This is a genomic window from Pelagovum pacificum (assembly GCF_016134045.1).
GTDB lineage: Bacteria > Pseudomonadota > Alphaproteobacteria > Rhodobacterales > Rhodobacteraceae > Oceanicola > Oceanicola pacificus_A.
Genome location: NZ_CP065915.1, coordinates 2,019,653 through 2,042,307, shown reverse-complemented (window position 1 = coordinate 2,042,307; position 22,655 = coordinate 2,019,653). Strand labels below are relative to the sequence as shown.

Genomic DNA, 22,655 nt, shown 5'->3' with positions numbered 1-22,655 from the left:
GACAAGACATGCCCCGCATCCTATCCCGACGCACATTCCTGATGACCGGCGCCGCAGTGGGCGGGACGGCCCTCGTCGCGGCCGTCGGCGCGACCGGCTACCTTGCCTCGCTCGATGTCGAAGGCCTGCACGGCGGGCGGCTCGACGGTGACGACGCGATCCTCAACGCCTTCGTCGTGATCCACCGCGACGGCACGGTCGTCATTAACGTGCCGCGGACCGAGATGGGGCAGGGGATCCATACCGGCCTCGCCACGGTGGTCGCGGAAGAGCTCGACATTCCTTTCGACGACCGGATCAGCGTGGTCTTTCCAACCGACGCACACCCCGCCTACTCGGCCTGGACCAACGCGCTTCAAGTGCGCCCCGAAGAAGCGAGCGGCCCGGTCGCGTGGTTCGGCCGGCGCGTGCTCGGGCAACTGGGCATGATCGCGACTGGCGCCTCCGGCTCGGTCATGGGCCTCTGGCATCCGATGAGGGTGGCCGGTGCGTCGGCACGGGCGATGATCGTCGCTGCAGCCGCGGAGCGTCTGGATGTCCCTGCCAGTGAACTGACCACCGAAGACGGGATGGTTATTCACGCCGCGTCCGGCCGCAGCCTCGCCTACGGCGATCTCGCTCAGGACGCCGCACTGCTAACGCCGCCAGACGAGCCGCGTCTGAAATCACGGGAGGAGTGGCGCCTCATCGGGCGGTCTCAGCCTCGCATCGACATACCTGCCAAGGTCCGGGGTGAAGCGATGTTCGGCATCGACGTCGTGCTGCCCGACATGCTTCATGCCTCGATCCGTCATGCGCCGGTCTTCGGCGCAGAGGTCGCGGTGATCCGCAACGAGGGCCGAGTGCGTGCGGCCGACGGCGTGCTGGACATCGCGGTGATCGACGGACGTCACGTCGCGGTGGTCGCCGGGTCCTGGTGGCAGGCCGAACAGGCGGCCTGGCTGCTGGATATCGAGTGGACCGAAACCGGCAACGAGTCCGAGACCAGCGACAGTCTCGCGGACCGGATGTACGCGGCCCTCGAGACGGACACGCCGCATGACCACATCGACGAGGGCGACATCGAGTCCGCCTTCGCCGCCCCGGACGCCAGATTGGTCGAGGCCGACTATGACGTGCCCTACGTCACGCATGCCTGCATGGAGTCCATGAACGCCACGGCGGTTCTCCAGAACAACCTGGCCGAGGTCTGGGCACCATCGCAGAACCGGGCAACCATGCGCATGGGCGTGATGCGGGGCATGGGCTGGGCCGGCGTCCGGCCGGACGAGGTTACGCTGAACATCACCATGGCCGGTGGGGCATTCGGACGTCGCAGCGATCTCGACGTCGTCGCCGAAGCGTCATGCCTCGCTGCCAGATATCCGGGTCGGCCAGTCAAAGTGCTTTGGTCTCGGGAAGAAGATATAGGACGGGGCGTGTATCGCAGTCAGGCCGCTGCCCGGCTCCGCGCCGTATTGGGGCCCGACGGGCTGCCATCGGGATACGATGCGATGGTTGCCACCCAGTCGATCATGAACGCGATGAGCGGGCGCAACTTGCCCGTCACTGTCGGACCGGACGGCGACTACCTCTCGGTCGAGGGACTGGAGAAAGCCCATTACGCGATTCCGAGCCGGCGCATGCGCAGCCAGAACGTTCCCAGTCACCTGCCGATCCACTTCTGGCGGTCCAACGGGTACTCCTTCAACACCTTCTTCACCGAAAGCTTCATCGACGAATGTGCCGATGCGGCGGGGGCTGACCCGGTTGCGTATCGCCGCGACCTGCTGAGGGACAATCCAAGGCACCTCGCCGTTCTCGATCGTGTGGCCGAAATGGCAGGCTGGAGCGACCCGCTACCCCCGGGTCGCGGCCGGGGCATCGCGATCGAGGAATGTTACCGCAGCGTCGTTGCTCAGGTGGCCGAAGTGACGGTGTCACCGGATGGCGAAGTCCGCGTCGACCGGATGGTCTGCGCCCTTGATGCAGGCCTTGCCATCAACCCCGACCAGGTCGTCGCGCAGATCGAGGGCGGCATCGTCTATGGCGTCACGGCGGCCCTGATGAACCGGATCACCATCGAGGGCGGCGCGGTTGCGGAGACGAACTTCCACGACTTCGCCGTTCAGCGGATCGCCAATGCTCCCAGGATCGAGGTTTCGATCGTGGAAAGTGACGGGCCGCCCTGCGGCGTTGGTGAGCCGGGCGTGGTTCCCGCCGCCGCCGCTGTCGCGAACGCCATCTTCGCCGCCACCGGGCGACGGCTGCGGTCCTTGCCGCTCGCGGTGACCGAGACGATCGGCGAACGCCGGACCAGGTCGGTCCTGCCGGCCGAGCGGGCATGAGGGGCGCAGCGATGCAAAATACGTCCATCGCCTGCGGGGGCCACATCGAAGGGGCGTCCGACCTCCGGCGGTTCCTACGCTCGTGGGCGGCCGACCCGCTGCAGGTCGCCGCGATTTCACCCTCCGGTACCGCGCTCGCGCGACTGATCACGCGAGAGATCGACGTCCACCACGCGCCAGTGCTTGAACTGGGTCCGGGAACCGGGGTCTTCACGCGGGCACTGATCGACCGGGGGCTTGCTCCGGCCGACTTGACCCTCGTGGAGCTGGGCGCGGAGTTCGCGGCACTGCTCGGTGACCGTTTTCCCGGGGTGCGGATCGTCCGCGCCGACGCCGCGCGGATCGTCCCGCAACTGCTCTTCCCGGAGCAGAAAGCCGGCGCGGTCATCAGTGGGCTTGGCCTTCTTTCGATGCCGCCGAGGCGCGTGTTGGCCATCCTCGCGAACGCCTTCGATTGCCTCCGCCCGGACGGTTACGTCTACCAGTTCACCTACGGACCGATGTGTCCGGTGCCACGGCCCATCCTCGACCGGCTCGGCTTGAAGGCCAGACGCATCGGAGGCACCTGGCGCAATCTGCCGCCTGCCTCCGTCTATCGGATCAGCCGACGCGGACCGCTTCAACGGCGAGCCGCGACCAAATCCCTTACTCACGAGAACGCATGATGACCAAATGGACCACCGAGAACATCCCCTCCCAGCGGGGCCGCACGGCAATCGTCACCGGAACCGGTGGCATCGGGTACGAGACGGCGCTTGAGCTATGCCGCGCCGGCGCAGACGTCATCCTCGCCGGTCGCAATCCGACGAAGGGCAGGGCGTCGATCGACCGGCTTCAGGCCGAGGTGCCGAACGCGCGTGTGCGCTTCGGGCAGCTCGATCTGGCCAGCCTCGCGTCGGTGAGAGCCTTCGGTGACAGGATGCAGTCCGAGCTCGAACGGCTCGACATCCTTGTGAACAACGCTGGCGTGATGACACCCCCCGACCGCCGCGAGACAAGCGACGGGTTCGAGTTGCAGTTGGGCACGAATTACCTCGGTCATTTTGCCCTGACCGCGCATCTGTTGCCGCTTCTGCGAAAAAGCAGCTGGGCCCGCGTCGTGAGCCTCAGCAGTGTCGCCGTGCATCAGGGCAAGATCGACTTCGACGATCTCAACGCCGAGACGGCTTACAAGCCGATGCCGGTCTACAGCCAGTCCAAGCTCGCCTGCCTGATGTTCGCGATCGAGCTGCAACGGCGGAGCTGGTCCGAGAGCTGGGGTATCCGGAGCATCGGTGCCCATCCCGGCGTTTCGCGAACCGATCTGCTGATGAACGGCCCCGGCGAGAGGGGCATCACCCGGCGCATCCGAACCTACTTGCCGTTCCTCTTTCAACCCGCGGCCCAGGGTGCATTGCCGATCCTGTACGCTGCGACCTCGGACGCGGCTGAACCGGGCGGCTACTACGGCCCCGACCGCCTCCGCGAGACGCGGGGACATCCGGCACCCGCGAAGGTTCCGCGCCTCGCGCAGGACGAGAAGGCCGCCGCGAAGCTGTGGAGGCTTTCGGAGCAATTGACGAAGGTGCGGTTCGAGGCCCCGGAGATGATCTAGTCCAGTGCGCTCTGAACCCAAGGCGGGCCACCGGGCAGGTCCTTCTCCCGACGGGCGTGGAGCCAGTTCATCCCCAGCAGGACCGCGACAAGTACGAACCCGGCAGCTTCGACGATCAGGCCGGGCCAGAACAGCGCCACCACACCCGGCAACAGCAACAGCCGCATCCAGATCGGCATGGGCCGCCAAAGGAACCCTTCGAGCACCGCGGCAAAGGCAACGAGCCCGAGGATCGCAAGCGCACCACCCCACAGAACCAGCGGAAGGGGGCCACCGAGGATGATCTCTTCGTTGAACACCATGAACAGCGGGATCAGGTAGAGACCCTTGGCATATTTCCATGCCTGAACGCTTGTCTCCATGGGTTTCGACCCCGCGATGGCGGCCCCGGCAAATCCGGCGAGCGCCACGGGCGGGGTCACGTTGCTGTCCTGAGAATACCAGAACACGACGAGATGCGCGATCAGCAGCGGGATGCCGAATTCCTCGGTCAGCGCGGGGCCGACCAGGATGATCAGCACGATGTAGGCCGCCGTCACCGGCAGGCCCATGCCCAGAACGAGGCTCGCCAGCAGAACGAGGATCAGCGCCAGTACAACGTTGCCACCGGAGAAGGCGATCATCATGGCCGAGAACTTCAGCCCGAGCCCCGTGAGGCCCACGACCCCGACGATGATCCCGGCCACCGCACAGGCGACGGACACCGCGACGGCGTTCCGCGCACCAAGCTCCAGGGCCTCGAGCGTCAGAACAATGCCGCGCCTGCACAGGGACACGAAGCCGGAGACGGTCGGCCCGCTGGCGGCGAAGGTCCAGAGCGCCCGCGCGGAGGCGGCCGCGATGATGGACAGGATCGCGTAGAAGCCGACACGCATGGGCGAGTAGCCGGCTACCAGCAACGCCACCAGCGCGACCAGCGGCAACAGGAAATGCCAGCCTTCCGCCAGAACCTTGCGCGTGTCGGGCAGGTCCTCTGCGGCCAGTCCCGTCATCCCCTGTTTGACCGCCGCGATATGGACCAGCAGGTAGACCGTGCCGAAATAGAGCACGGCCGGAAAAATCGAGATCAGGACGATGTCGACATAGGGAATGCGGGTGAATTCGCTCATCAGGAAGGCACCGGCCCCCATGAGCGGTGGCATGATCTGCCCGCCGGTGGAGGCCGCGGCCTCGATCCCGCCGGCCTGGGCGGGGCGATATCCCAGTTTCTTCATCAGCGGGATGGTGAAGGCGCCGGTCGTCACCACGTTTGCAATGGCAGACCCGGAGATCGAGCCCATGCCGGCACTGGCAATGACGGCGGCCTTGGCCGGGCCGCCACGCTGCTTGCCGGCGGCTGCGTAGGCCAGGTCGATGAAGAACTTGCCCGCGCCAGTGACTTCCAGAAAAGCCCCGAACAGGACGAAGATGAAAACGAAGGTGGCAGCAACGCCCAGTGGAATCCCGAAGATACCTTCAGCGCCAAGGGTCATCTGGCTCGCCACCCGGTCGAGCGAATAGCCCCGGTGATTCAGGATGCCGGGCATCCAGTCGGCGAAGATGGGCAACTCCCCCCGGTTGCCGGCAAAGGCATAGACCAGGAAAAACACGCCGATCAGCGTCATGCCGAGGCCGACGGCACGCCGGGCGGCTTCCAGCACCACGATGATGGTCGCGACGCCCATGACGATGTCGATGGTCCGCGGGAAGATCTGGTTGGCGATGATATCGATGTTCAGCGGCACCCATGCGCCGGCGCCGATGCTCATCACGATCAGGATGCCGTCGATAATCCAACCCGCAACGCCCCGCGCGCGGTGGCGCCCGAAGGCGGGGTAGATCAGGAAGCAGAGGACCAGCACGAAGCCGAGGTGGATGGGGCGCTGGAAGAACAGCCCCAGGGGCTGCACGCCCGCCGTGTAGAGCTGAAAGAGCGAGAGCGCGATCCCGATCACCGCGATCGCACGGACCACCATCCTCGGCTGCTCGATCGGATGAAGCGCATCGTCCGGAGTCGAAGTCATTGGTCCTCAGTCCTTTTCAGCGCGATCCGCACTCTTTGGCGCGGCGCCACGGCAGACAGCGAGACGATCGAGTCTCCGACCTGCAGCCGGTGGTCTACAGGACCGGCACCTGGCCGCAGAATATAGGCATTGCCCGGAACCGGCTCGTTGATGTCGAGGATGAAATATCCGCCCTGTCCATCCGTCACCTGCCGCCCGCGTCCGGGAATGTGATCCAGACCGGCGGCGAAGTCGGGAAGATGCGCGTCGACAAGGACCATCCGGCCCGCCTGGTTCTCGTAACAGTCCGAAACGGGAAAGCCCTTGACCGAGTGGTTCCATAGCACGCACCACTCGCCCCCCTCGGGAACTTCGAAGCGGGCAATCTCCGTGCCGTCTTCCAGGGTCGCCGTCAGCGCATCCGCCCCAGCCGGGGCCGGCAGCAGCAACAGAAACAGGAGGGGGAGGGCTTTGCCTCCCCCGTCCCGATCCCGACCCATCACGGACGCAGATTGTCCGGAACGGTGGCGCCGGTCTCTTCGTAGTAGCGGATCGCGCCCGGGTGCAGCGGAACCGGCGTTGCCGACAGCGCGAACTCGACGGTCGTCTCGTTCGCCGCCGGGTGAACCGCCTGAAGCTCGGCAATGTTCTCGTACATCGCCTTCGTGATCTCGTAGGCGAGGTCGTCGGACATCTCGGAAGAGACAGTGAGCACGTTGGGAATACCCAGCACCGTGATGTCTTCGTCGACGCCGGTGTAGCTGCCGCCCGGCAGGGTGGTCATGGCGAAGGTCGAGTCCTCGGCCATGGCGGCCTCGAGTTCAGCTTCGGTCAGGGCGATGATCACGATGTCCTGCGTCGTCGCAAGGTTCAGGATCGACGAGGTGGGCGCACCCACGGACCAGAACCCGGCATCGATATCGCCGTTCGACAGTGCGTCGGCGGTTTCGTTGAAGTTCAGGCGCTGCTCGTCGATGTCATCGTAGCTGATGCCGTTGGCGGCGAGGATCGCGTTGGTGTTCACCTCGGTGCCGGACCCCGGCGCGCCGATGGACACGCGCTTGCCGCGAAGATCCTCAAGCGACGTGATGCCGGAGCTTTCGAGTGCCACGATCTGCACCATGTTGGCGTAGAGCGACGACAGGCCGCGGACCATCGAAAGTTGCTGACCTTCGAAGCGGCCCGTGCCGGAGTAGGCCTGCGCGACCGTATCGGCCAGGCCGATGGCGAGGTCCGCGTCACCTGTCGCGATCAGACCCATGTTTTCGACAGAGGCCCCGGTGACTTCGGCCGTCGCCGAGTAGCCGTCGATATGGTTGTTGATGATCTCGGCCAGGCCACCCCCCATCGGGTAGTAAACGCCACCGGTGCCACCCGTCGCGATGGAGAGTTGGCTCTGCGCCATCGCAGGCGCGCCAAAGCTCACGGCCACAGCAACGGCGGTTCCGAGCAGGCCGAAGGTCCTGCGGTTCACGGTCTTGGTCATGGTTGTCCTCCCTTGTCGGGCAAATGCCCATAGTCTTCCCGACTCCCTTTCGAGAATGCGAAAAAACTACGGACTCAAGGGCGGCGCGTCAGCCTTTATCCGACTAGCGGCTAAAGTTTCATCGCAATGAGCCGCCACGACCGAGGCGGATGTTCCGCCAGAACCGTTGCGGGCGGTTCGTTTGGCCCAAATTATTCTGGTGAAGGTTGCTGCGGCCGACGCTGTTGTCGAGGGGATAACCGATACCACCCTAAGCGCTTCGTTGACCAAAATGCATGAGGTCGGTGCGAACGTTGATAGGCAGCCGGGTCCCTCAGGACGCGTCGAGTTGCGAGGTGTCGACTGGGAACCGACCAGAGGGATCCTGCAGGACCAAAATGTCTCTTTTCGCAGCTTCCACCGAGAGCCCTCGCTGTTGGAGTACTTCGTTGAGCATCTCCCGGTGTGCAGGGTTCTCGCCTCGGCCGCTGGCAGCGTTCGCCCACGCCTTTGCAGCCGGCGCGGGACGCCCGAGAAAGTCGGAGACCTTCGTCGATGCGTTGGCGTCCGTCACGAAGTTGATGATGCAAAGATCATCCGGTCGACCGGCAAAATACTCGAGTATCGCGGAATGATGCTTTTCACGATTGTCCAGCCAATGGTTGATCGCATCCGGCGACGCCGTCCAGTTCTCCGCCCGATCACCATCTCCGTTCGCGGCAATATCGCGAGCGATGTGCTTGAGACGGCTGATCGCCCAGTCGTCAAAGGCCCTCACATTGAGAATAAACTTCGACCCGGGGAAATTTTGGTCGAGGGTCCTGAAGTCCGGTCGCACACCATCGCTGAAACAGTCGAAAGCGTGCATCAGCCACTTGTTCTGTCCGGTTGTCCAACGCGTTCCGTGGTAGCTGGAGAAGCCAAGTTCCTTGAAGGTCCGGTGAAGTGAACTGGTGCCGGTCTTGTTCATTCCGATCGCGAATACCTTGCCCGAAGAGCGAAGGCCGACCCTGCCGGTCATGCTTCGGTATGCAGCCTGAACATATTCGGGAGAACGAGATAACTGCATTTTCAATCCTTTGAGGTCCCCGTCACCGCTGATTTCCATGTCGGCCAAGCAGAACGGGCAGGGCAATCAATTTTCGAAACGACGTTGTCTTAAATTATCGCGCAGACGGCCAAGAATGGTCAATGCTCGGCTCGAGCGGCACACGTCGTGGTGGGGTCGAACAGAACAGTTCCGCGGACACAAGTCAGGCCACTGCCCTTAAAATGACCGAAAAAATATTTATGCAGACGATAGAACGAAAAAGGACGCCCTAGGGCGTCCGTTTCGTTGGATAACAGAGCGCCTCAGCTGCCCCAGCTGCGGACGTTGCCGCAGTCCATGTGGACGAAGTTCGAACCGGAGTACCGGCCGACGCCGCCGGCGTGGCAGGAGGCCGCGGCGCGGGCCATCTGGTTGACCGAGCGCGAGGAGAGCCGAAGGTCGGCTGCCTGGCCCTGCAGGTGGAGCGAGTTTCTCGCCACGCCGGAGGACTGCGAGCGCAGCATCTGGTTGGTCGCCGGCGAGCGGTAGCCGGACACCAGCGTGTAGGGCTCGTTCACATCCAGAAGGTTGTGTGCGGCTGCAGCGATGTCGAGCGTGCGGGTGTCGATGTTCTTCACCTGGCCGTTCCGCCAGTCACGCATGAAGTGGTTCACCTGCTGCAGGCTGTCGGCGATGTACTGTCCGTCGATCCAGTAGATCATGTCGATCTGCTCGCCCGTACGGCCGTTGTACATTCGGAGCCTCCGAACGTCGCCGGCGCCACGCAGGAACCCTGCGGCGGAGGAGTACGTTGGTGCTGCGGTAACTGCGGTTGCTGCGAATGCTCGCAGCAGGCCGCGCCGAGAAATACTCGTTGAACGGTTATCGGTCATGGGTGCGCCTGTCCCGTCGCTTTGCCTAGTGTGCCCGTATTCCCGGGCTTTTGTCATCTCATCCCCAGATGCATGCACACCATTGCACAGCCGTTTTCGATTCCCAAGCCGGGAATGAGTTCGGTTCCATGTTCAATCACCGAGTCGGCAATTTTTTGCGCAAACGTTGATGAGCCGCAGATCTGTGTCCTCCCTGCATCGGTGTCGGGGGTCTAATCGCACAGAAACGTTCAGAAATCGTAAATGTGAATGGACTGCCGGATTGGTGAAGGCATCGTGACACCAAGCCTGAATCCCTCTGCCTGATGCATTTTTTCCGGAGTTTGCCATGCCGCTGCCTCGCCCTGCGTTTCTCAAGAGTACCGCGCTCGCCCTCTCCCTCGCGCTGAGCGCCACTGTTGTCGCGACGGTGCCTGCAGCCGCGCAGGACATCGAGATCCGCCTGACGCCGTTCCACCAGGCCGTGGCCGAGGCGGCCGCGCGCGATGAGGACCTCGCCGCCTTCTACCGCGAGCGCGGGTTCGAAGGCGTCTGGCTCGGCGATGAGGCCGCCTCTCACCGGGCCGCGTTCTTCGCCGCGATGGAAGACGCGCACGTCCATGGCCTGCCCGAGGCGCGCTTCGACCCCTACGCCGTGATGTCGATGCTCGAGAACGCCCGCACCGCCGACGCGCTCGGCCGGGCCGAAGTCGAGATGAGCCGCATCTTCCTCGACTTCGCGCGGGAGATGGAGAACGGCGTGCTGATCCCGTCGCGGGTCAACAACCTCATCAAGCGCGAAGTGCTCTACACGCCGCGCCGCGAGCAGCTCGAAGGCTATTTCGCCAATGCCCCGGTCGGCTACCTCCGCCAGCTTGCCCCCAACTCGCCCGAGTACCAGCGCCTGCTGCGGGTGAAGATGCAGATGGAGCAGCAGTTGCGCGACGGCGGCTACGGGCCCGGCGTGACCGCCTCGCTGCGGGAGGGCTCGGTCGGCGTTCAGGTGGTTCATCTGCGCAACCGGCTGATGGCCATGGGCTTCCTCGATCGCACCGTGACGACGACGTTCGACACGCAGATGAAGGAGGCCGTGATGGCGTTCCAGTCGAGCATCGGCCTCAACCCCGACGGGGTGGTCGGCGGCGCGACGCTCAGCGCGCTGAACGTGCCGCTGGAGGATCGTCTCAAGCAGGTGCTCGTCGCGATGGAGCGCGAGCGCTGGATGAACAACCTTGAGCGCGGGCAGCGGCATGTCTGGGTCAACCTGACCGACTTCACAGCCGCGATCGTCGACGACGATCACGTGACATTCCGCACCCGCTCCGTGATCGGGGCGCACGCGCTGTCGCGCCAGACGCCGGAATTCTCCGACACGATGGAGCACATGGTCATCAACCCCTACTGGTATGTGCCGCGCTCCATCATCAACGGGGAGTACGGCGGACGCGTGCCGGCGGGCTTCGAAGCGGTGAACTATCGCGGCCAGATCGTGAACACGCGCGACGCCAGCAATGTCTCCGTCCGGCAGCGTCCCGGCCCGGGCAATGCGCTCGGCCGGGTGAAGTTCATGTTCCCCAACTCCTACAACATCTACCTGCACGACACGCCGAGCCAGCATCTGTTCGCCAACCCGGTGCGCGCCTACAGCCACGGCTGCATCCGGCTCGATGACCCCTACGACTTCGCGTACGAGCTGCTGCGCGTTCAGGAGGACGATCCGGTCGGTTTCTTCCAGTCGCGGCTGAACAGCGGGGCGAACACGCATGTGCCCCTCGACCAGCCGGTGCCGGTTCACCTGATCTACCGGACCGCCTTCACCAATGCCGACGGTCTGATGAACTATCGCAACGACATCTACGGTCGTGACGCGGAGGTCTGGAACGCGCTCGCGGCGGCAGGGGTGGCGATCGGCGCCGTGGGTGGCTAAGTCAGGCCCGACAGGGGCGCGCTGAAGCCAGTGCCCCGAAAGGGGCAGCATGACGCACAGCATCGAAGACATTGCAGCGGCGCTCGGGGCGGAAGCCCTCGGCGCCGTTTCGCTTCGCGTCTCCGGCGCAGCGGAGCCGCAGTCGGCAGGGCCGCATGACCTCGCCCTCGCCATGTCGCCGGCCTACGGCGACGCGATCGGGCAGGGGCAGGCACGGGCCGCCGTCGTCTGGCCGGGCGCCGACTGGCAGGCGCTCGGGCTCGAGGCGGCGATCGTCGCGCCACGCGCGCGACTGGCGATGGCGCGGCTGACGCAGATGCTCGACCGGCCCTACGGCCGCGAGGCCGGCATCCATCCGACCGCGGTGATCGGCGAGGGGGCGGAGATCGACCCGACGGCCCATGTCGGTCCGCTAAGTATCATCGGCGCGGGCGCGAAGATCGGGGCCGGCACGGTGCTGACCGGTCAGTCGACCGTGGGCGAGGGGGCCGAGATCGGCGCGGACGGGCTGATCCACGCCGGCGTGCGGATCGGGCGCGACGTTCGGATCGGCGCCCGCGTGATCCTCCAGCCCAACGTCGTGATCGGCGGCGATGGCTTCTCCTTCGTCAGCGAAGCGGTGTCGAACGCGGAGCGGGCGCGAGACAGCCTCGGCGACGAGCCGCTCGCCGCGCCACAGGACGCTCGCTGGCATCGCATCCATTCGCTCGGCGGGGTCGAGATCGGCGACGACGTGGAAGTCGGCGCGAACTCCGCCATCGACGCCGGCACCATACGCGCGACGCGGATCGGGCGGGGCACCAAGATCGACAACCTCGTGCAGGTCGGCCACAACGTGATTGTCGGCGAGGACTGCCTGCTCTGCGGCACCACCGGGATCGCCGGCTCCACCGTGATCGGGAACCGGGTCGTGCTCGGCGGCATGACGGGCGTCGTCGACAATATCCGGATCGGCGATGACGTTGTCACCGGAGCGGGTACGCTGGTCATTTCCAACGTGCCGGCGGGGCGCATCATGATGGGCTCTCCCGCTGTGAAGATGTCCACCCATATCGAGAGCTACAAGGCGCTGCGCCGCCTGCCGCGGTTGCTCAAGCGGCTCGGCAAAGGTTAAATACCGGTTCCCAAGGCGGGGACCAGCGAGTAGATCAGCGCCAGACCGGGAGGTGAGACGATGGAAGTTCGCGACAGGGTGATCGAGATCATCGCCGAACAGGCCCTGATGGAGCCGGGTGACGTGAAGCCCGAAATGACGCTCGACGACCTTGGAATCGACAGCCTCGGCCTTGTCGAGAGCATTTTCGCGATCGAGGAGGCCTTCGACATCAACGTGCCGTTCAACGCCAACGATCCGGCCGACAGCGAGTTCGACATCTCCTCCGTCAATTCCATGATCCGCGCGGTCGAGGGGCTGGTCCGCGAGCAATCCCACGCATGAGCGATATGAAACGCGTCGTCATCACCGGGGCCGGCACGATCAACGCGCTCGGCCACGATGTTCCCGCCACGCTCGAAGCGATGCGCGAGGGGCGTTGCGGCATCGGCCCGATCGACATCCGCGACGTCGACCGTCTGTCGGTGAAGATCGGCGGACAGGTGAAGGATTACGACGAGGCGGAGCACTTCAACCGCCAGCAGACCGTCCTGTATGACCGCTTCACACAGTTCACGCTGCTCGCCGCGCGCGAGGCGATCGGCCAGTCCGGCCTGACCTTCGGCGGAGAGCTCGCCGCGCGCTCGGGTGTCGTGCTCGGCACGGCTGGTGGCGGGGTGACGACGTGGGACGAGAACTACCGCAGCGTCTACGAAGAGGGGAAGAACCGCGTTCATCCCTTCGTCGTGCCGCGCCTGATGAACAACGCCGCCGCCGCGCACGTGTCGATGGAGTGGAATCTGAAGGGGCCGTCCTTCACCGTCGCCACGGCCTGCGCGAGCTCCAACCACGCGATGGGGCAGGCCTTCTGGCTGATCCGCTCGGGCGCCTGTACCGCGATGGTCACCGGCGGCTCTGAATCGATGCTCTGCTTCGGGGGCGTGAAGGCCTGGGAAGGCCTGCGGGTGATGTCCAAGGACGCCTGCCGTCCGTTCTCGCTCGGCCGCAACGGGATGGTGCAGGGCGAAGGCGCGGGTGTCTTCGTCTTCGAGGAATATGAACACGCACGCGCCCGCGGTGCCGAGATCCTCGCCGAAGTCATCGGCTTCGCGATGACCTCCGACGCCGCCGACATCGTCATGCCCTCCAAGCAGGGCGCGGCGCGCGCGATCCAGGGCGCGATCACCGATGCCCGGATCGCGGGGGACGAGGTCGGCTACATCAATGCGCACGGCACCGGCACGGCGGCGAACGACAAGACCGAATGCGCGGCTGTCTCGGACGTGTTCGGCGCCCATGCGGACGAGCTGATGATCTCGTCCACCAAGTCGATGCACGGTCACCTGATCGGCGGCACCGGCGCGGTGGAGCTTCTGGCCTGCATCATGGCCCTGCGCGACGGGGTGATTGCGCCGACCATCGGCTACGAGGAACCCGACCCCGAATGCGCCCTCGACGTCGTGCCGAACGAGGCGCGCGAGGCAAAGGTCGATGTCGCGCTGTCGAATGCCTTCGCCTTCGGCGGCATGAACGCGGTGCTGGCCCTTCGCGCGGCCTGACGGTCGGTCAGAGCGTAATCACGACCTTGCCGACGCTGTTGCCGCTCGCCATGTGCGCGAAAGCGGCGGGCGTCTCCTCGAACGGCCAGATGCTGTCGATGATCGGGTCGAGCACGCCACCCGCGAGACGCTCGAGCACATCCGTGGACTGTTTCAGCGCCATGATCCCGATCGACCGCCCACCGGAGCGGTGGAGGGAGCCGATCAAGCCGCAGGACAGCAGCGCGCCGACCGGTCCGCCCACGATCCTGTAGCGTCCGTCCGGTTTCAGTGCGCGGACCACGCGTCCTGCGCCCCGCGTGCCGAAAAGGTCGAGGATCAGGTCCCACCTGTCCCCTTGCGCCGTGAAGTCCTTCCGTTCGAAGTCGATCCCCTCGGTCGCGCCGATCTCGCTGAGCCGCGCCAGCTTGCTGCCCCGGTCGACCGCCGTGATGACTTCCGCCCCGAGTGCACGCGCCCGTTGCACGGCGAGTGTCCCCGCCGCGCCGCCAGCCCCGTTGATGAGCACGCGCTTGCCCTGCAACGACGCGTCGCCGATCCCCTGCAAGGCGATCGCGCCGTTCTGGGGCAGGGCGGCGGCCTCCGTCGCGGTGAGCGTGCCGCATCGTGCCAGCTTCCGCTCCGGCGCGGCGACGCGCTCGGCGAGCCCGCCCTTGATGTCCAGTATGTCACCGAAGACCCGGTCGCCCTCGGCAAAGCGGGTGACCCCGGGGCCGGTCTTCAAGACCACCCCCGCGATGTCCGTGCCAAGGACCTGTCGCCGGGGACGCCGCAGCCCGTTGAGCCGGGCATAGGCGGGACTGCCGCGCAGGGTCTCGAGGTCCGAGCCGTTGAGCCCGACCGCCTCGACCGAGATCAGCACGTCGGTGTCCCCGACGTCCGGGTCCGGACGCGTGTCGGCAAACAGGCGGTCGGGGCCGCCGTAGCTGTCGTAAGCGTAAACCTTCATGTGTCCGGTATCGGACGCGCGTTCGATTCCCGCCAGCACCAAAAGAAAACCGCCGCCGGAGATCACTCCGACGGCGGTCCGTTGTCCGACAGGTGTCGTGCTTACTCGGCTTCGGTCGAGTCGTAGCCGGCCGTGAAGCCCGACAGCGACACATCCAGCGTCACCGTCTGGTCCGGCGCGGCGGCGGGCACCATCGTCAGCGTCGCCGCAGCGCCACGCTTGAACTGGTTCACCTGCGCTTCGGTCAAGCCGATCTGCGCGACGCAGCCGGCCCGGTTGCAGAAGCGGAACGGGTAGCGGCGGCTCTCGCCACCATCGACCCGGAGCACGATCTGCTCGGTCAGCAGCGTCTCGAGCGGCGCGACGATCGTGGCGCCCGCGACGACTTCTCCGCCGGCCGGCAGCGGCACGACGCTGAACTCGGCGACAGCGTTGTCGTCGGTATCCCGCAGCAGCTGGTAGAGCTCGCAGGGGTCTTCCTCACCTTCGGGCGCGCGCAGGCAGCGCAGGGCCCAGTCGCCGAACTCCTCGCGGATGTAGGGCTGGCCGACGCCGTCACCCCCGGCTGCGGCGGTTTCATCCACCGGCTCGCCAAGGTCGAGCGTGGGCCCGTCCGTGCTGCCCTCGGTGCCGCTGTCGGCAGGGGCGGCTTCGCTTTCGGCGGGTGCGGTGTCGCCCGTGTCGTCCTGCGCCATCAGCGGCGGGGCGAAGGCAAGAATAAGCGACAATGTCAGTGCGGTCAGTCTGGTCAGCATGTTTCCGTCCATCATGATTTTGGCGCTCATTAACATGGCATCAGGCAGGTGTCAGTCCGAAATGGCCGGGCTGTGAAAACGCTCGCAAAGCATTGATCGGACATAGAAAAAGGGCCCGAATGGACCCTTCTCCTGTTTCTCCCTGCCGGACTTGGCCGACTTATGTGCGGAACGCTACGCAAGGTTTCACCACCCGTCAACAGGGAAAAAGCGGGATAAAAAAGGCCGCGCCCGAGGGCGCGGCAAGTCTGACAGGGAGGAAGTCAAGCCGGACCCGAGGATCGGATCAGGCCGCCACCATACTGGCACGAAAGGGTTAAATTAGTATTGTCGCGTGGACAGCGGGCTGCAAAGGATCGCTCCGGGCGACCTTTCGGGGGCCAGTGGTGGCAATTGTCCGCAATATGGAAACGATCGAGGGCGACCCGGGTGGCGACGCGACCGGGCGAGGGGGAAGAGATGGACGACCGGATTTTCATCGGTGGCGGCGGCGACGCATATGGCGAGCCGCAGCATCTGCTGCTCGAATACGCGAACCGTCACGGGCTGATCGCGGGGGCCACCGGCACCGGCAAGACGGTCACGCTGCAGATCCTCGCCGAAGGTCTGTCGGCCGCGGGCGTCCCGGTGTTCCTGTCGGACGTGAAGGGCGACCTGTCCGGCCTCGCCAAGTCGGGGTCGGAGTTGTTCAAGCTCCACCGCGCCTTTACCGAGCGTGCGGCGACGATCGGCCTCGACCTGCAGTACGGTGCGACGCCGGTGACCTTCTGGGACCTCTTCGGCCAGAAGGGCCATCCGATCCGCACGACCATCGCGGAGATGGGTCCGCTTCTGCTGTCGCGCCTGCTGGACCTGTCGGACGCGCAGGAGGGCGTGATGAACGTCGCCTTCCGGGTTGCCGACGAAGAGGGCCTGCCGCTCCTCGACCTCGAGGATCTTTCGGCGCTGCTGGTCTGGGTCGGCCAGAAGGCCGAGGATCTGACCCTGCGCTACGGTAACGTCGCGACCGCCTCGGTCGGCGCGATCCAGCGCGCGCTCCTCGTGCTTGAGAACCAGGGCGGGGCGGACCTGTTCGGCGAACCCGCGCTCGACCTCGCCGACATCATCGCGGTGGAGCCGGACGGGCGCGGCCGGGTCAACATCCTCGCCGCCGACGTGCTGATGCAGTCGCCCAAGCTCTACGCGACATTCCTGCTCTGGCTGCTGTCGGAACTGTTCGAGACGCTCCCCGAGGTCGGCAACCCCGACAAGCCGAGGCTGGTCTTCTTTTTCGACGAGGCACACCTGCTGTTCGACGACGCGCCGAAGGCGCTGGTCGACAAGGTGGAGCAGGTCGCCCGCCTGATCCGCTCCAAGGGGGTCGGCGTGTTCTTCATCACCCAGAACCCGGCCGATGTGCCGGACGACGTGCTGGGGCAGCTCGGCAACCGGGTGCAGCACGCGCTGCGCGCCTTCACCGGCAAGGACCGTCGCGAGCTGGAGAAGGCGGCCGAGAACTACCGCGAGAACCCGGGGTTCGACACGGCGACCGCGATCGCGGAGGCCGGCACGGGCGAGGCCGTGACCTCGCTGCTCGGGGCGAAGGGCGTGCCCGGCATCGCGCAGCGCACGCTGATCCGGCCGCCGTCCTCGCAACTCGGCCCGATCACCGACGACGAACGCCGGATACTGCTGACCGGCTCCGCGCTTGGCGCGAAGTACGACACGCGCATCGACCGCGATTCCGCATCCGAGATGCTGGCCCGCCGCGCGGGCGAGGCTGCCGGTGATGCCGAAGCGGCCGAGCAGCCCGAGGAGCGGGAGTTCACGCACGCCCGCCGTTACGGTGGCGGCAAGTCGGCCGGCTCGAGCTCGAAGAGGAAGCCAGACGACAGCATCGGCGGCGCCCTGACCGAAGCGCTGAAGAAAGAGCTGCGTGGCACCACGGGCCGCCGCATCGTGCGCGGCATCTTCGGCACCGTCTTCAAGGGGCGATGACCCAGCTTCGACGCGCCGCAGCCCTGCATTCTTCGGGCCTGCAAATATTCTCGGGGGTGAATGGGCCGCAGGCCCAGAGGGGGCAGAAAGCCCCCTGAACCGGTCGTCCCGCAGGGGCGGCGCAACCAGCGCCCGTCAGCGCGCTCCGCTGGATCGGGCGCGCGAGCTGCCGCGCTTGGGGACGCGGAAGATGTCGGCGGTCACTGTCTGGTCATCGTCGTCCAGCCGTTCCGGCGCGGGACTGTCGTAGACGACGAGCCAGCGGCCCTTGCCGCTCCAGGCGGTGATCCCCTCGGGGTGGTCGAGCGCCCCCCGGTAGGGCAGGCTGCAGACCTTCTCGGGCGCCGGGTGAACGGCACTTCGCGTCGCGGCCAGCCCGCCCTTCCATCGAAACAGGTCGGAGGCGCCGTCGCCGTCCATCGTCGGGCCGGTCAGGATAAGCAGGTCCTGCCCGTCAATCGTGAGGTCGCGGATACCCTGACCCTCCAGCTCCATGAAATGCTTGCGATAGCGGGCCCTGCCGTCGATCTTCTTCGCTTTCAGAAAGCCGTTCTTCTCCTTCATCTCCAGCTCGATGATCAGCGCATGGCCCCGCAACACGGGCCCGCGCAGGCCGAGCCAGAGACGGTTGCCCTTCACGGCCAGCCCCTCGATGTCGAACCCGTTCTCCTTGCAGGGGAGGTCAAGGAAGGCGGCGATGTGGTCGTCCTTCCGCAGCCAGTGCTTCAGCTTCGAGGGCTGCTTTGCCAGGCGGACGTGCAGGGCCTTCCGGTCCCCGTCCTCGACGCAGGGCTCCATGCCGGATTTCGTCTTCTTCAAAGGGAAGCGGCCGATGAAATAGCGGTTCTCGTCCCCGTCGATCCGGGAAAGACGCTTCAAGGCCTTCTTCGGCCCCTTTCTGTCGAGCTTCGGCTTGTCGCGCTTGAGCCCGTGACTGCCGCACACCCAGAGCCAGTCGCCATTCACCGAGAGCCCTTCGATATCCATCTCGCCCTTCGGACCGGCAGGCAGGTCCACCATCTCGCCAAGGTTGAAGTGCTCGTGGTTGCCCCACGTGTCCTTGCCGGACTTCGTCAGACGGTCGACACCAGCCGTCTCGTCACAGGAAAAGAAAAGGGAGTCGCCGTGGCGCGTGACCGTGGAGAGGTCCTTCTGGATCGGGTCATCCACATGCTCGAGCAAGTGATGACCCTTGAAATCCAGCGTGATGATGCGGTCTGCGTCGAGGGGCACGGGCAAGTCTCCTTCGCCCGACAACGGCAGCCGCTCCGGCGGGTTCCCCTAGAGCGGCCGCACCTTCAGCATCGATATCCGGTTCTCTTCCTTCTCGACGACCTCGAAGCGGAAGCCGTGGAACGAGAAGACCTGCCCGACCGCAGGAATGATCTGCGCCTCGTGGATGACGAGACCCGCGAGGGTGTTCGCCTCCTCGTCGGGGAGGTTCCACTCGCGCGCGCGGTTGAGGTCGCGGATCGTCGTTGTGCCCTCGATCAGGTAGCTGCCGTCCTCAGACATCGCGACGGTCTGCTCGTCCTCCTGGTCGAACTCGTCGGTGATCTCGCCGACGATCTCTTCGAGGATGTCCTCGAGCGTGATGAGGCCCTGCAGCGTGCCGTATTCGTCGACCACCAGCGCGAAGTGCGTGTGCCGCTTCAGGAACTCACGCATCTGGTCGTCGAGCGTCGTCGTCTCGGGGATGAAGTAGGGCTCCATCGCGACCGACATGACGTCGAACTCGTCCAGCTCCTTGCTGGTGACCTGGCCGTCCTGCGCCAGCCGATTGACGCCGCGCAGCATCTCCTTGGCGTGGAGCACGCCGACGATATTCTCCTGGTCGTCGCGGTAGAGCGGCAGGCGCGTGTGCGCGCTGTCGAGGCACTTGCGCAGGATCTCCCGCGCCGGAAGGCTCGCGTCGATCATCTCGATGTTGGAGCGGTGGAGCATGATCTCCTCCACGAACCGCTCGCCGAGGTCGAGCGCCCCTAGGATGCGGTCGCGATCTTCCTTCTCGACCACGCCTTCGCTGTGACCGATGGAGAGCGCGCCGGCGATTTCTTCCCGCACGGCGAGGAAATGCGCGTTCGGATCGGTCCGCACGCCGAAGACGCGCAGGATACCGCGCACGATCAGTCGCACGAAGCCGACGATCGGCGCGAAGATCTTCACCAGCAGCGAGATCGGCCGCGCGACGAGGCCCGCGGCGCTTTCGGCGTTGGTGATCGCGTAGGTCTTGGGGAGCACCTCGGCGAAGATCAGCACGAGGATCGTCATCACCAGCGTGGCGAGCGCGACGGATCCGGGGCCGAGCACCCGCGTGAACAGCGCCGTCGTCAGCGACGTGGCGAGGATGTTGACGAGGTTGTTGCCGAGCAGCACCGAGCCGATCAGCCGCTCGTTGTCCTCGGTGAGGGCGAGCGCGGTCGTCGCGCCCTTGCTGCCCTTGTCGGCGGCCGAGCGCAACTTGCCCCGCGAGGCAGCGGTCAGTGCTGTTTCGGAGCCGGAAAAGAAGGCCGAGCAGACGAGAAGAAGAAGGATCGTGCCGGAGGTGATCCAGAAGGCGGCGTCCAGCGGTGCGGTTTCCATGTCCAACGCAAATAAAGGGGGAGGTTCAAGGGGCGTTTATGAGGCCCGGCGGGCTTGTCTTCAAGCCCCTGCCGGTGTGGCGTTCTATTGGGTGTCGCCGTCCTTTCCGGAGACGAGCGGGTGATGCTTCAGCACGAGCTCCTTCAGACGCTCGTCCAGTACGTGCGTGTAGATCTCGGTCGTGCCGATATCGGCATGGCCGAGCATGACCTGGATCGAGCGCAGATCCGCCCCGCCGGCCAGCAGATGCGTCGCGAAGGCGTGGCGCAACGTGTGTGGCGTGACCTTGGCCGGCGAGACGCCGCCGCGCACCGCGATCTCCTTGACCAGCGTGAAGAACCGGTGCCGGGTCAGGTGCCCGGCCTTGGAGCGTGAGGGAAACAGGAAGCGCGAGGCGGTGATGCCCTTCTTCTTTGCGACCTCTTCGTGTGCGTCGCGCTCGACAAGCCAGGCTTTGGTCGCGTCACGCGCACCTTCGGAGAGCGGCACCATGCGCTCCTTGCCGCCCTTGCCACGCACCAGCAGCATCCTCGGATCGCCCCGTGCGGCCGAGACGGGCAGGGTGACAAGCTCGGTCACCCGCATCCCCGTCGCGTAGAGCAGCTCCATCATGCAGGTATTGCGAAGCTGGTCCCGGCCCGGCGCGCGCGCGGCCTCCAGCAGGCGATCGACTTCCTCGATCGAGAGCGTGGTCGGCAGCGACTTGTCGCGCCCTGGTCCGGCGATGCGGATCGCCGGATTGTCGCCGCGCCAATTCTCCTCGAACGCGAAGCGGTAGAGCTGCTTGATTGCCGACAGGCGCCGGGCACGTGTCGCGCGGGCGAGACCCTCCGCCTCGCAGCGGATCAGGTAGGCCTCGACATCGTCCTGCGTGGCATCGGCGAAGTGGCGGCCGCGCGTGTCGAGAAAACCGGCGAAGTCCTTCAGGTCGCGGGCATAGGCGAGCTGGGTGTTCGTCGCGGCGTCGAGTTCGGCGGCCTGTGCTTCGAGGAAGGCCTGTACCCAGTGAGTCATCGGTCTGTCGGCGGCACTCACCAGTTCCGCTCCAGAAGCAGCACCTGCAGCGCCCCTCGGCGGGCGGTTTCCTCGAGCCCGACGGCGCGGAAGAAGCCGAGCGCCTCGGTAAGCGTCTCCGCATCGCCGGCGGTGCCCACGTCGAACAGGGAGATGCCGCGCAGCGCGGCTTCGCCGAGCCGGTCCTCGCCCACCATCTCGATCAACCGCTCCATCGGCGGCGGGTTGGTGAAGGCCGTCGCGACCGCATCGGCCATGCGCATGTCCGGTACTTCGTCGGGCGCTTCGCCCCGCGCGATCGCGGCCAGGAACGCGTCTTCGGTGGAGGCTGGCTCATGGTCGAGCGCGAGCTCTTCGTATTCGTTCGACAGGAGGCCGATCCGGAAGGCCAGCGCGCCGGCGGCCCCGTCGAGGTCGCGCTCTGCAAGCGCCGGGCCGAAGAACCGGGCGAAGGGCACTTCGATGCGGGCGGCCCGCGCCGCGTCCCACGCCGGTTGCAGCGCCTCCGCGACGCGATCGTCGTTCCGGCCGCCAAGTGCGCTGTCGAGCGCCTGGATCGCCTCGGCGCGGTCCCAGACCCCGCCCGACGCGGCGGGCTGCTGAAGGGTGTAGAGATCGAGCAGCACGCCGTCCTCGATCGCACCGACGCGGGCGAGCCTTTCTGCGGCTTCGAGTCGGGCTTTCCAGCCGGTGATGGTGCGCAGGTCGGCATGGGCGAAGGCACGGGGCAGGTCGTAGGTCGGCAGCGGCTCCCCAATGCCTTCACGGATCCGGAAGTCGAGCGGGGAGACACGGTCGGGCACGCGCAGCGGCGGCAGCCCTTCGTACGTGGCCGGGTCGAGGAAGCGGGACAGCAGGTCCAGCTCCTCGTCCGTGACGTCCTCAAGCGCGTCGGCTGCGTTCAGCGTCAGCGCGGCGGCGGGCCAGTCCCCGACATGGGCGAGGCAGAAGATCCGCGCGCTCAGCGTGGGGGCGAGCTCCGGCTTGTCCGACAGCAGGCGGCAGGCGCGTGTCTCGCGGCCCGTCAGCAGGGCCACGTCGAAATAGCGGCGGAAGATGTCGGGCTGGCCGGGGCCGGCGGCCTCCAGCATCTCGAGCGCGGGGTCGAGCGCGCCGAGGTCGAGCAGCTTGTCGATGCGCGACAGGAACAGCTGGCCGGGCGCGTCGCTCTCGGCCGGTGGCTCCGCTTCGGCGAGCAGCAGCATCCGCAGCAGGTCCTGCATGGCGGGCAGCGTCTGCGTCTGTTCGGCTGCGATCAGCGTGGCGAGCGTTTCCGCGTCCGATCCGGACCAGAGCGTGCGTGGAAGGCCGGTCACGCCGGAGGGCAGAAGGCCAACGCGATCGGGCGTCGCGGCATCCAGCGGCAGCACGGTGACGGAGGGCGAGGTCGCGCTGTTGGCGATCGGGTCCTCGTCCGCCCGCGCGGACTGCGTGGGTCCGGTCGCCGCCGCGGCGGGCGGCGGCGCGGTGATGCTGTCGGAGAGCCAGTCGATGGCCGACATGGGCGATCCTGACTCATCCTGCTGTG

19 protein-coding genes are annotated in these 22,655 nt (G+C 66.2%); 8 read left to right on the top strand and 11 right to left on the bottom strand.

The genetic code is table 11. The features are described from left to right. Positions 1-8: 8 nt before the first annotated feature. Genes I8N54_RS10035 through I8N54_RS10025 form a run of 3 tightly spaced genes read left to right on the top strand, consistent with a single transcriptional unit; the run spans position 9 to position 3,921 of the window. The gene (locus I8N54_RS10035) at positions 9-2,327 is read left to right on the top strand and encodes a xanthine dehydrogenase family protein molybdopterin-binding subunit (RefSeq protein WP_140192699.1); all 2,319 of its coding nucleotides are present in this window, start codon (positions 9-11) and stop codon (positions 2,325-2,327) included. 11 nt (positions 2,328-2,338) lie between these two features. Further along, complete coding sequence (locus I8N54_RS10030) at positions 2,339-2,992, top strand: class I SAM-dependent methyltransferase (protein ID WP_140192700.1); 654 nt, start codon at positions 2,339-2,341, stop codon at positions 2,990-2,992. Beyond that, positions 2,992-3,921: an SDR family oxidoreductase gene (locus I8N54_RS10025; protein ID WP_140192701.1), complete on the top strand. Its 930-nt coding sequence runs from the start codon at positions 2,992-2,994 to the stop codon at positions 3,919-3,921. The genes I8N54_RS10030 and I8N54_RS10025 overlap by 1 nt, the downstream gene beginning before the upstream one ends. Here the strand turns inward: I8N54_RS10025 and I8N54_RS10020 are convergent. The 5 genes from I8N54_RS10020 to I8N54_RS10000 form a co-directional block, all read right to left on the bottom strand. Beyond that, complete coding sequence (locus I8N54_RS10020) at positions 3,918-5,924, bottom strand: TRAP transporter permease (protein WP_140192702.1); 2,007 nt, start codon at positions 5,922-5,924, stop codon at positions 3,918-3,920. The genes I8N54_RS10025 and I8N54_RS10020 overlap by 4 nt on opposite strands. Then, a complete protein-coding gene (locus I8N54_RS10015) occupies positions 5,921-6,352 on the bottom strand; it encodes a DUF1850 domain-containing protein (protein ID WP_231592363.1) in 432 nt (143 codons plus the stop codon). Before I8N54_RS10015 ends, I8N54_RS10020 begins: the two co-directional genes overlap by 4 nt. A gap of 50 nt (positions 6,353-6,402) precedes the next feature. After that, complete coding sequence (locus I8N54_RS10010) at positions 6,403-7,389, bottom strand: TAXI family TRAP transporter solute-binding subunit (protein WP_140192703.1); 987 nt, start codon at positions 7,387-7,389, stop codon at positions 6,403-6,405. A gap of 313 nt (positions 7,390-7,702) precedes the next feature. Beyond that, positions 7,703-8,476, bottom strand: coding sequence for a sulfotransferase (locus I8N54_RS10005; protein ID WP_198571714.1), 774 nt, complete (start codon positions 8,474-8,476; stop codon positions 7,703-7,705). A 245-nt stretch (positions 8,477-8,721) separates the two neighbouring features. Continuing rightward, on the bottom strand, positions 8,722-9,291 hold the full coding sequence (locus tag I8N54_RS10000) for a YcbK family protein (RefSeq protein WP_140192705.1): 570 nt from the start codon (positions 9,289-9,291) through the stop codon (positions 8,722-8,724). 328 nt (positions 9,292-9,619) lie between these two features. On the opposite strand from I8N54_RS10000, the gene I8N54_RS09995 reads away from it, so the two are divergent. From I8N54_RS09995 to I8N54_RS09980, 4 genes are read left to right on the top strand one after another with little or no spacing between them, the layout of a single operon-like run. Beyond that, on the top strand, positions 9,620-11,197 hold the full coding sequence (locus I8N54_RS09995; protein WP_140192706.1) for a L,D-transpeptidase family protein: 1,578 nt from the start codon (positions 9,620-9,622) through the stop codon (positions 11,195-11,197). 49 nt (positions 11,198-11,246) lie between these two features. Further along, positions 11,247-12,311 carry a UDP-3-O-(3-hydroxymyristoyl)glucosamine N-acyltransferase gene (locus tag I8N54_RS09990; protein ID WP_140192707.1) on the top strand — a complete coding sequence of 355 codons (1,065 nt, stop codon included), beginning with the start codon at positions 11,247-11,249 and terminating at the stop codon, positions 12,309-12,311. A 60-nt stretch (positions 12,312-12,371) separates the two neighbouring features. After that, complete coding sequence (locus tag I8N54_RS09985; protein ID WP_140192708.1) at positions 12,372-12,635, top strand: acyl carrier protein; 264 nt, start codon at positions 12,372-12,374, stop codon at positions 12,633-12,635. A 5-nt stretch (positions 12,636-12,640) separates the two neighbouring features. Then, a complete protein-coding gene (locus I8N54_RS09980; RefSeq protein ID WP_140195492.1) occupies positions 12,641-13,849 on the top strand; it encodes a beta-ketoacyl-[acyl-carrier-protein] synthase family protein in 1,209 nt (402 codons plus the stop codon). Between the two features lie 7 nt (positions 13,850-13,856). Here the strand turns inward: I8N54_RS09980 and I8N54_RS09975 are convergent, their stop codons facing one another. Together I8N54_RS09975 and I8N54_RS09970 are read right to left on the bottom strand one after the other, a co-directional pair. Then, the gene (locus I8N54_RS09975) at positions 13,857-14,798 is read right to left on the bottom strand and encodes an NAD(P)-dependent alcohol dehydrogenase (RefSeq protein WP_140192709.1); all 942 of its coding nucleotides are present in this window, start codon (positions 14,796-14,798) and stop codon (positions 13,857-13,859) included. Between the two features lie 101 nt (positions 14,799-14,899). Further along, positions 14,900-15,553: an invasion associated locus B family protein gene (locus tag I8N54_RS09970; RefSeq protein WP_140195494.1), complete on the bottom strand. Its 654-nt coding sequence runs from the start codon at positions 15,551-15,553 to the stop codon at positions 14,900-14,902. Between the two features lie 459 nt (positions 15,554-16,012). On the opposite strand from I8N54_RS09970, the gene I8N54_RS09965 reads away from it, so the two are divergent. Continuing rightward, a complete protein-coding gene (locus I8N54_RS09965; RefSeq protein ID WP_140195496.1) occupies positions 16,013-17,530 on the top strand; it encodes a helicase HerA-like domain-containing protein in 1,518 nt (505 codons plus the stop codon). A 135-nt stretch (positions 17,531-17,665) separates the two neighbouring features. Here I8N54_RS09965 and I8N54_RS09960 read toward each other — a convergent pair whose 3' ends face one another. From I8N54_RS09960 to I8N54_RS09945, 4 genes are all read right to left on the bottom strand, one after another. Next, positions 17,666-18,763 (bottom strand): DUF3616 domain-containing protein, encoded by a 1,098-nt coding sequence (locus tag I8N54_RS09960; RefSeq protein WP_197097428.1) that lies wholly within the window; start codon positions 18,761-18,763, stop codon positions 17,666-17,668. 48 nt (positions 18,764-18,811) lie between these two features. Continuing rightward, a complete protein-coding gene (locus I8N54_RS09955) occupies positions 18,812-20,113 on the bottom strand; it encodes an HlyC/CorC family transporter (protein ID WP_140192711.1) in 1,302 nt (433 codons plus the stop codon). Between the two features lie 84 nt (positions 20,114-20,197). Beyond that, positions 20,198-21,127 carry a site-specific tyrosine recombinase XerD gene (locus tag I8N54_RS09950; RefSeq protein ID WP_140192712.1) on the bottom strand — a complete coding sequence of 310 codons (930 nt, stop codon included), beginning with the start codon at positions 21,125-21,127 and terminating at the stop codon, positions 20,198-20,200. Positions 21,128-21,144: 17 nt separating this feature from the next. Next, positions 21,145-22,629 carry a hypothetical protein gene (locus I8N54_RS09945; protein WP_231592366.1) on the bottom strand — a complete coding sequence of 495 codons (1,485 nt, stop codon included), beginning with the start codon at positions 22,627-22,629 and terminating at the stop codon, positions 21,145-21,147. Positions 22,630-22,655: the final 26 nt, after the last annotated feature.

What these genes read in the sequence shown, in the direction of transcription:
- I8N54_RS10000 (WP_140192705.1), bottom strand. Translation starts at nt 9,291, where the DNA reads ATGACCGATAACCGTTCAACGAGTATTTCTCGGCGCGGCCTGCTGCGA.
- I8N54_RS10005 (WP_198571714.1), bottom strand. Translation starts at nt 8,476, where the DNA reads ATGGAAATCAGCGGTGACGGGGACCTCAAAGGATTGAAAATGCAGTTA.
- I8N54_RS09965 (WP_140195496.1), top strand. Translation starts at nt 16,013, where the DNA reads ATGGACGACCGGATTTTCATCGGTGGCGGCGGCGACGCATATGGCGAG.
- I8N54_RS09980 (WP_140195492.1), top strand. Translation starts at nt 12,641, where the DNA reads ATGAAACGCGTCGTCATCACCGGGGCCGGCACGATCAACGCGCTCGGC.
- I8N54_RS09955 (WP_140192711.1), bottom strand. Translation starts at nt 20,113, where the DNA reads ATGGAAACCGCACCGCTGGACGCCGCCTTCTGGATCACCTCCGGCACG.
- I8N54_RS10010 (WP_140192703.1), bottom strand. Translation starts at nt 7,389, where the DNA reads ATGACCAAGACCGTGAACCGCAGGACCTTCGGCCTGCTCGGAACCGCC.
- I8N54_RS10020 (WP_140192702.1), bottom strand. Translation starts at nt 5,924, where the DNA reads ATGACTTCGACTCCGGACGATGCGCTTCATCCGATCGAGCAGCCGAGG.
- I8N54_RS10035 (WP_140192699.1), top strand. Translation starts at nt 9, where the DNA reads ATGCCCCGCATCCTATCCCGACGCACATTCCTGATGACCGGCGCCGCA.
- I8N54_RS09990 (WP_140192707.1), top strand. Translation starts at nt 11,247, where the DNA reads ATGACGCACAGCATCGAAGACATTGCAGCGGCGCTCGGGGCGGAAGCC.
- I8N54_RS09975 (WP_140192709.1), bottom strand. Translation starts at nt 14,798, where the DNA reads ATGAAGGTTTACGCTTACGACAGCTACGGCGGCCCCGACCGCCTGTTT.
- I8N54_RS09985 (WP_140192708.1), top strand. Translation starts at nt 12,372, where the DNA reads ATGGAAGTTCGCGACAGGGTGATCGAGATCATCGCCGAACAGGCCCTG.
- I8N54_RS09995 (WP_140192706.1), top strand. Translation starts at nt 9,620, where the DNA reads ATGCCGCTGCCTCGCCCTGCGTTTCTCAAGAGTACCGCGCTCGCCCTC.
- I8N54_RS09950 (WP_140192712.1), bottom strand. Translation starts at nt 21,127, where the DNA reads ATGACTCACTGGGTACAGGCCTTCCTCGAAGCACAGGCCGCCGAACTC.
- I8N54_RS09945 (WP_231592366.1), bottom strand. Translation starts at nt 22,629, where the DNA reads ATGTCGGCCATCGACTGGCTCTCCGACAGCATCACCGCGCCGCCGCCC.
- I8N54_RS09970 (WP_140195494.1), bottom strand. Translation starts at nt 15,553, where the DNA reads ATGCTGACCAGACTGACCGCACTGACATTGTCGCTTATTCTTGCCTTC.
- I8N54_RS10025 (WP_140192701.1), top strand. Translation starts at nt 2,992, where the DNA reads ATGACCAAATGGACCACCGAGAACATCCCCTCCCAGCGGGGCCGCACG.
- I8N54_RS10030 (WP_140192700.1), top strand. Translation starts at nt 2,339, where the DNA reads ATGCAAAATACGTCCATCGCCTGCGGGGGCCACATCGAAGGGGCGTCC.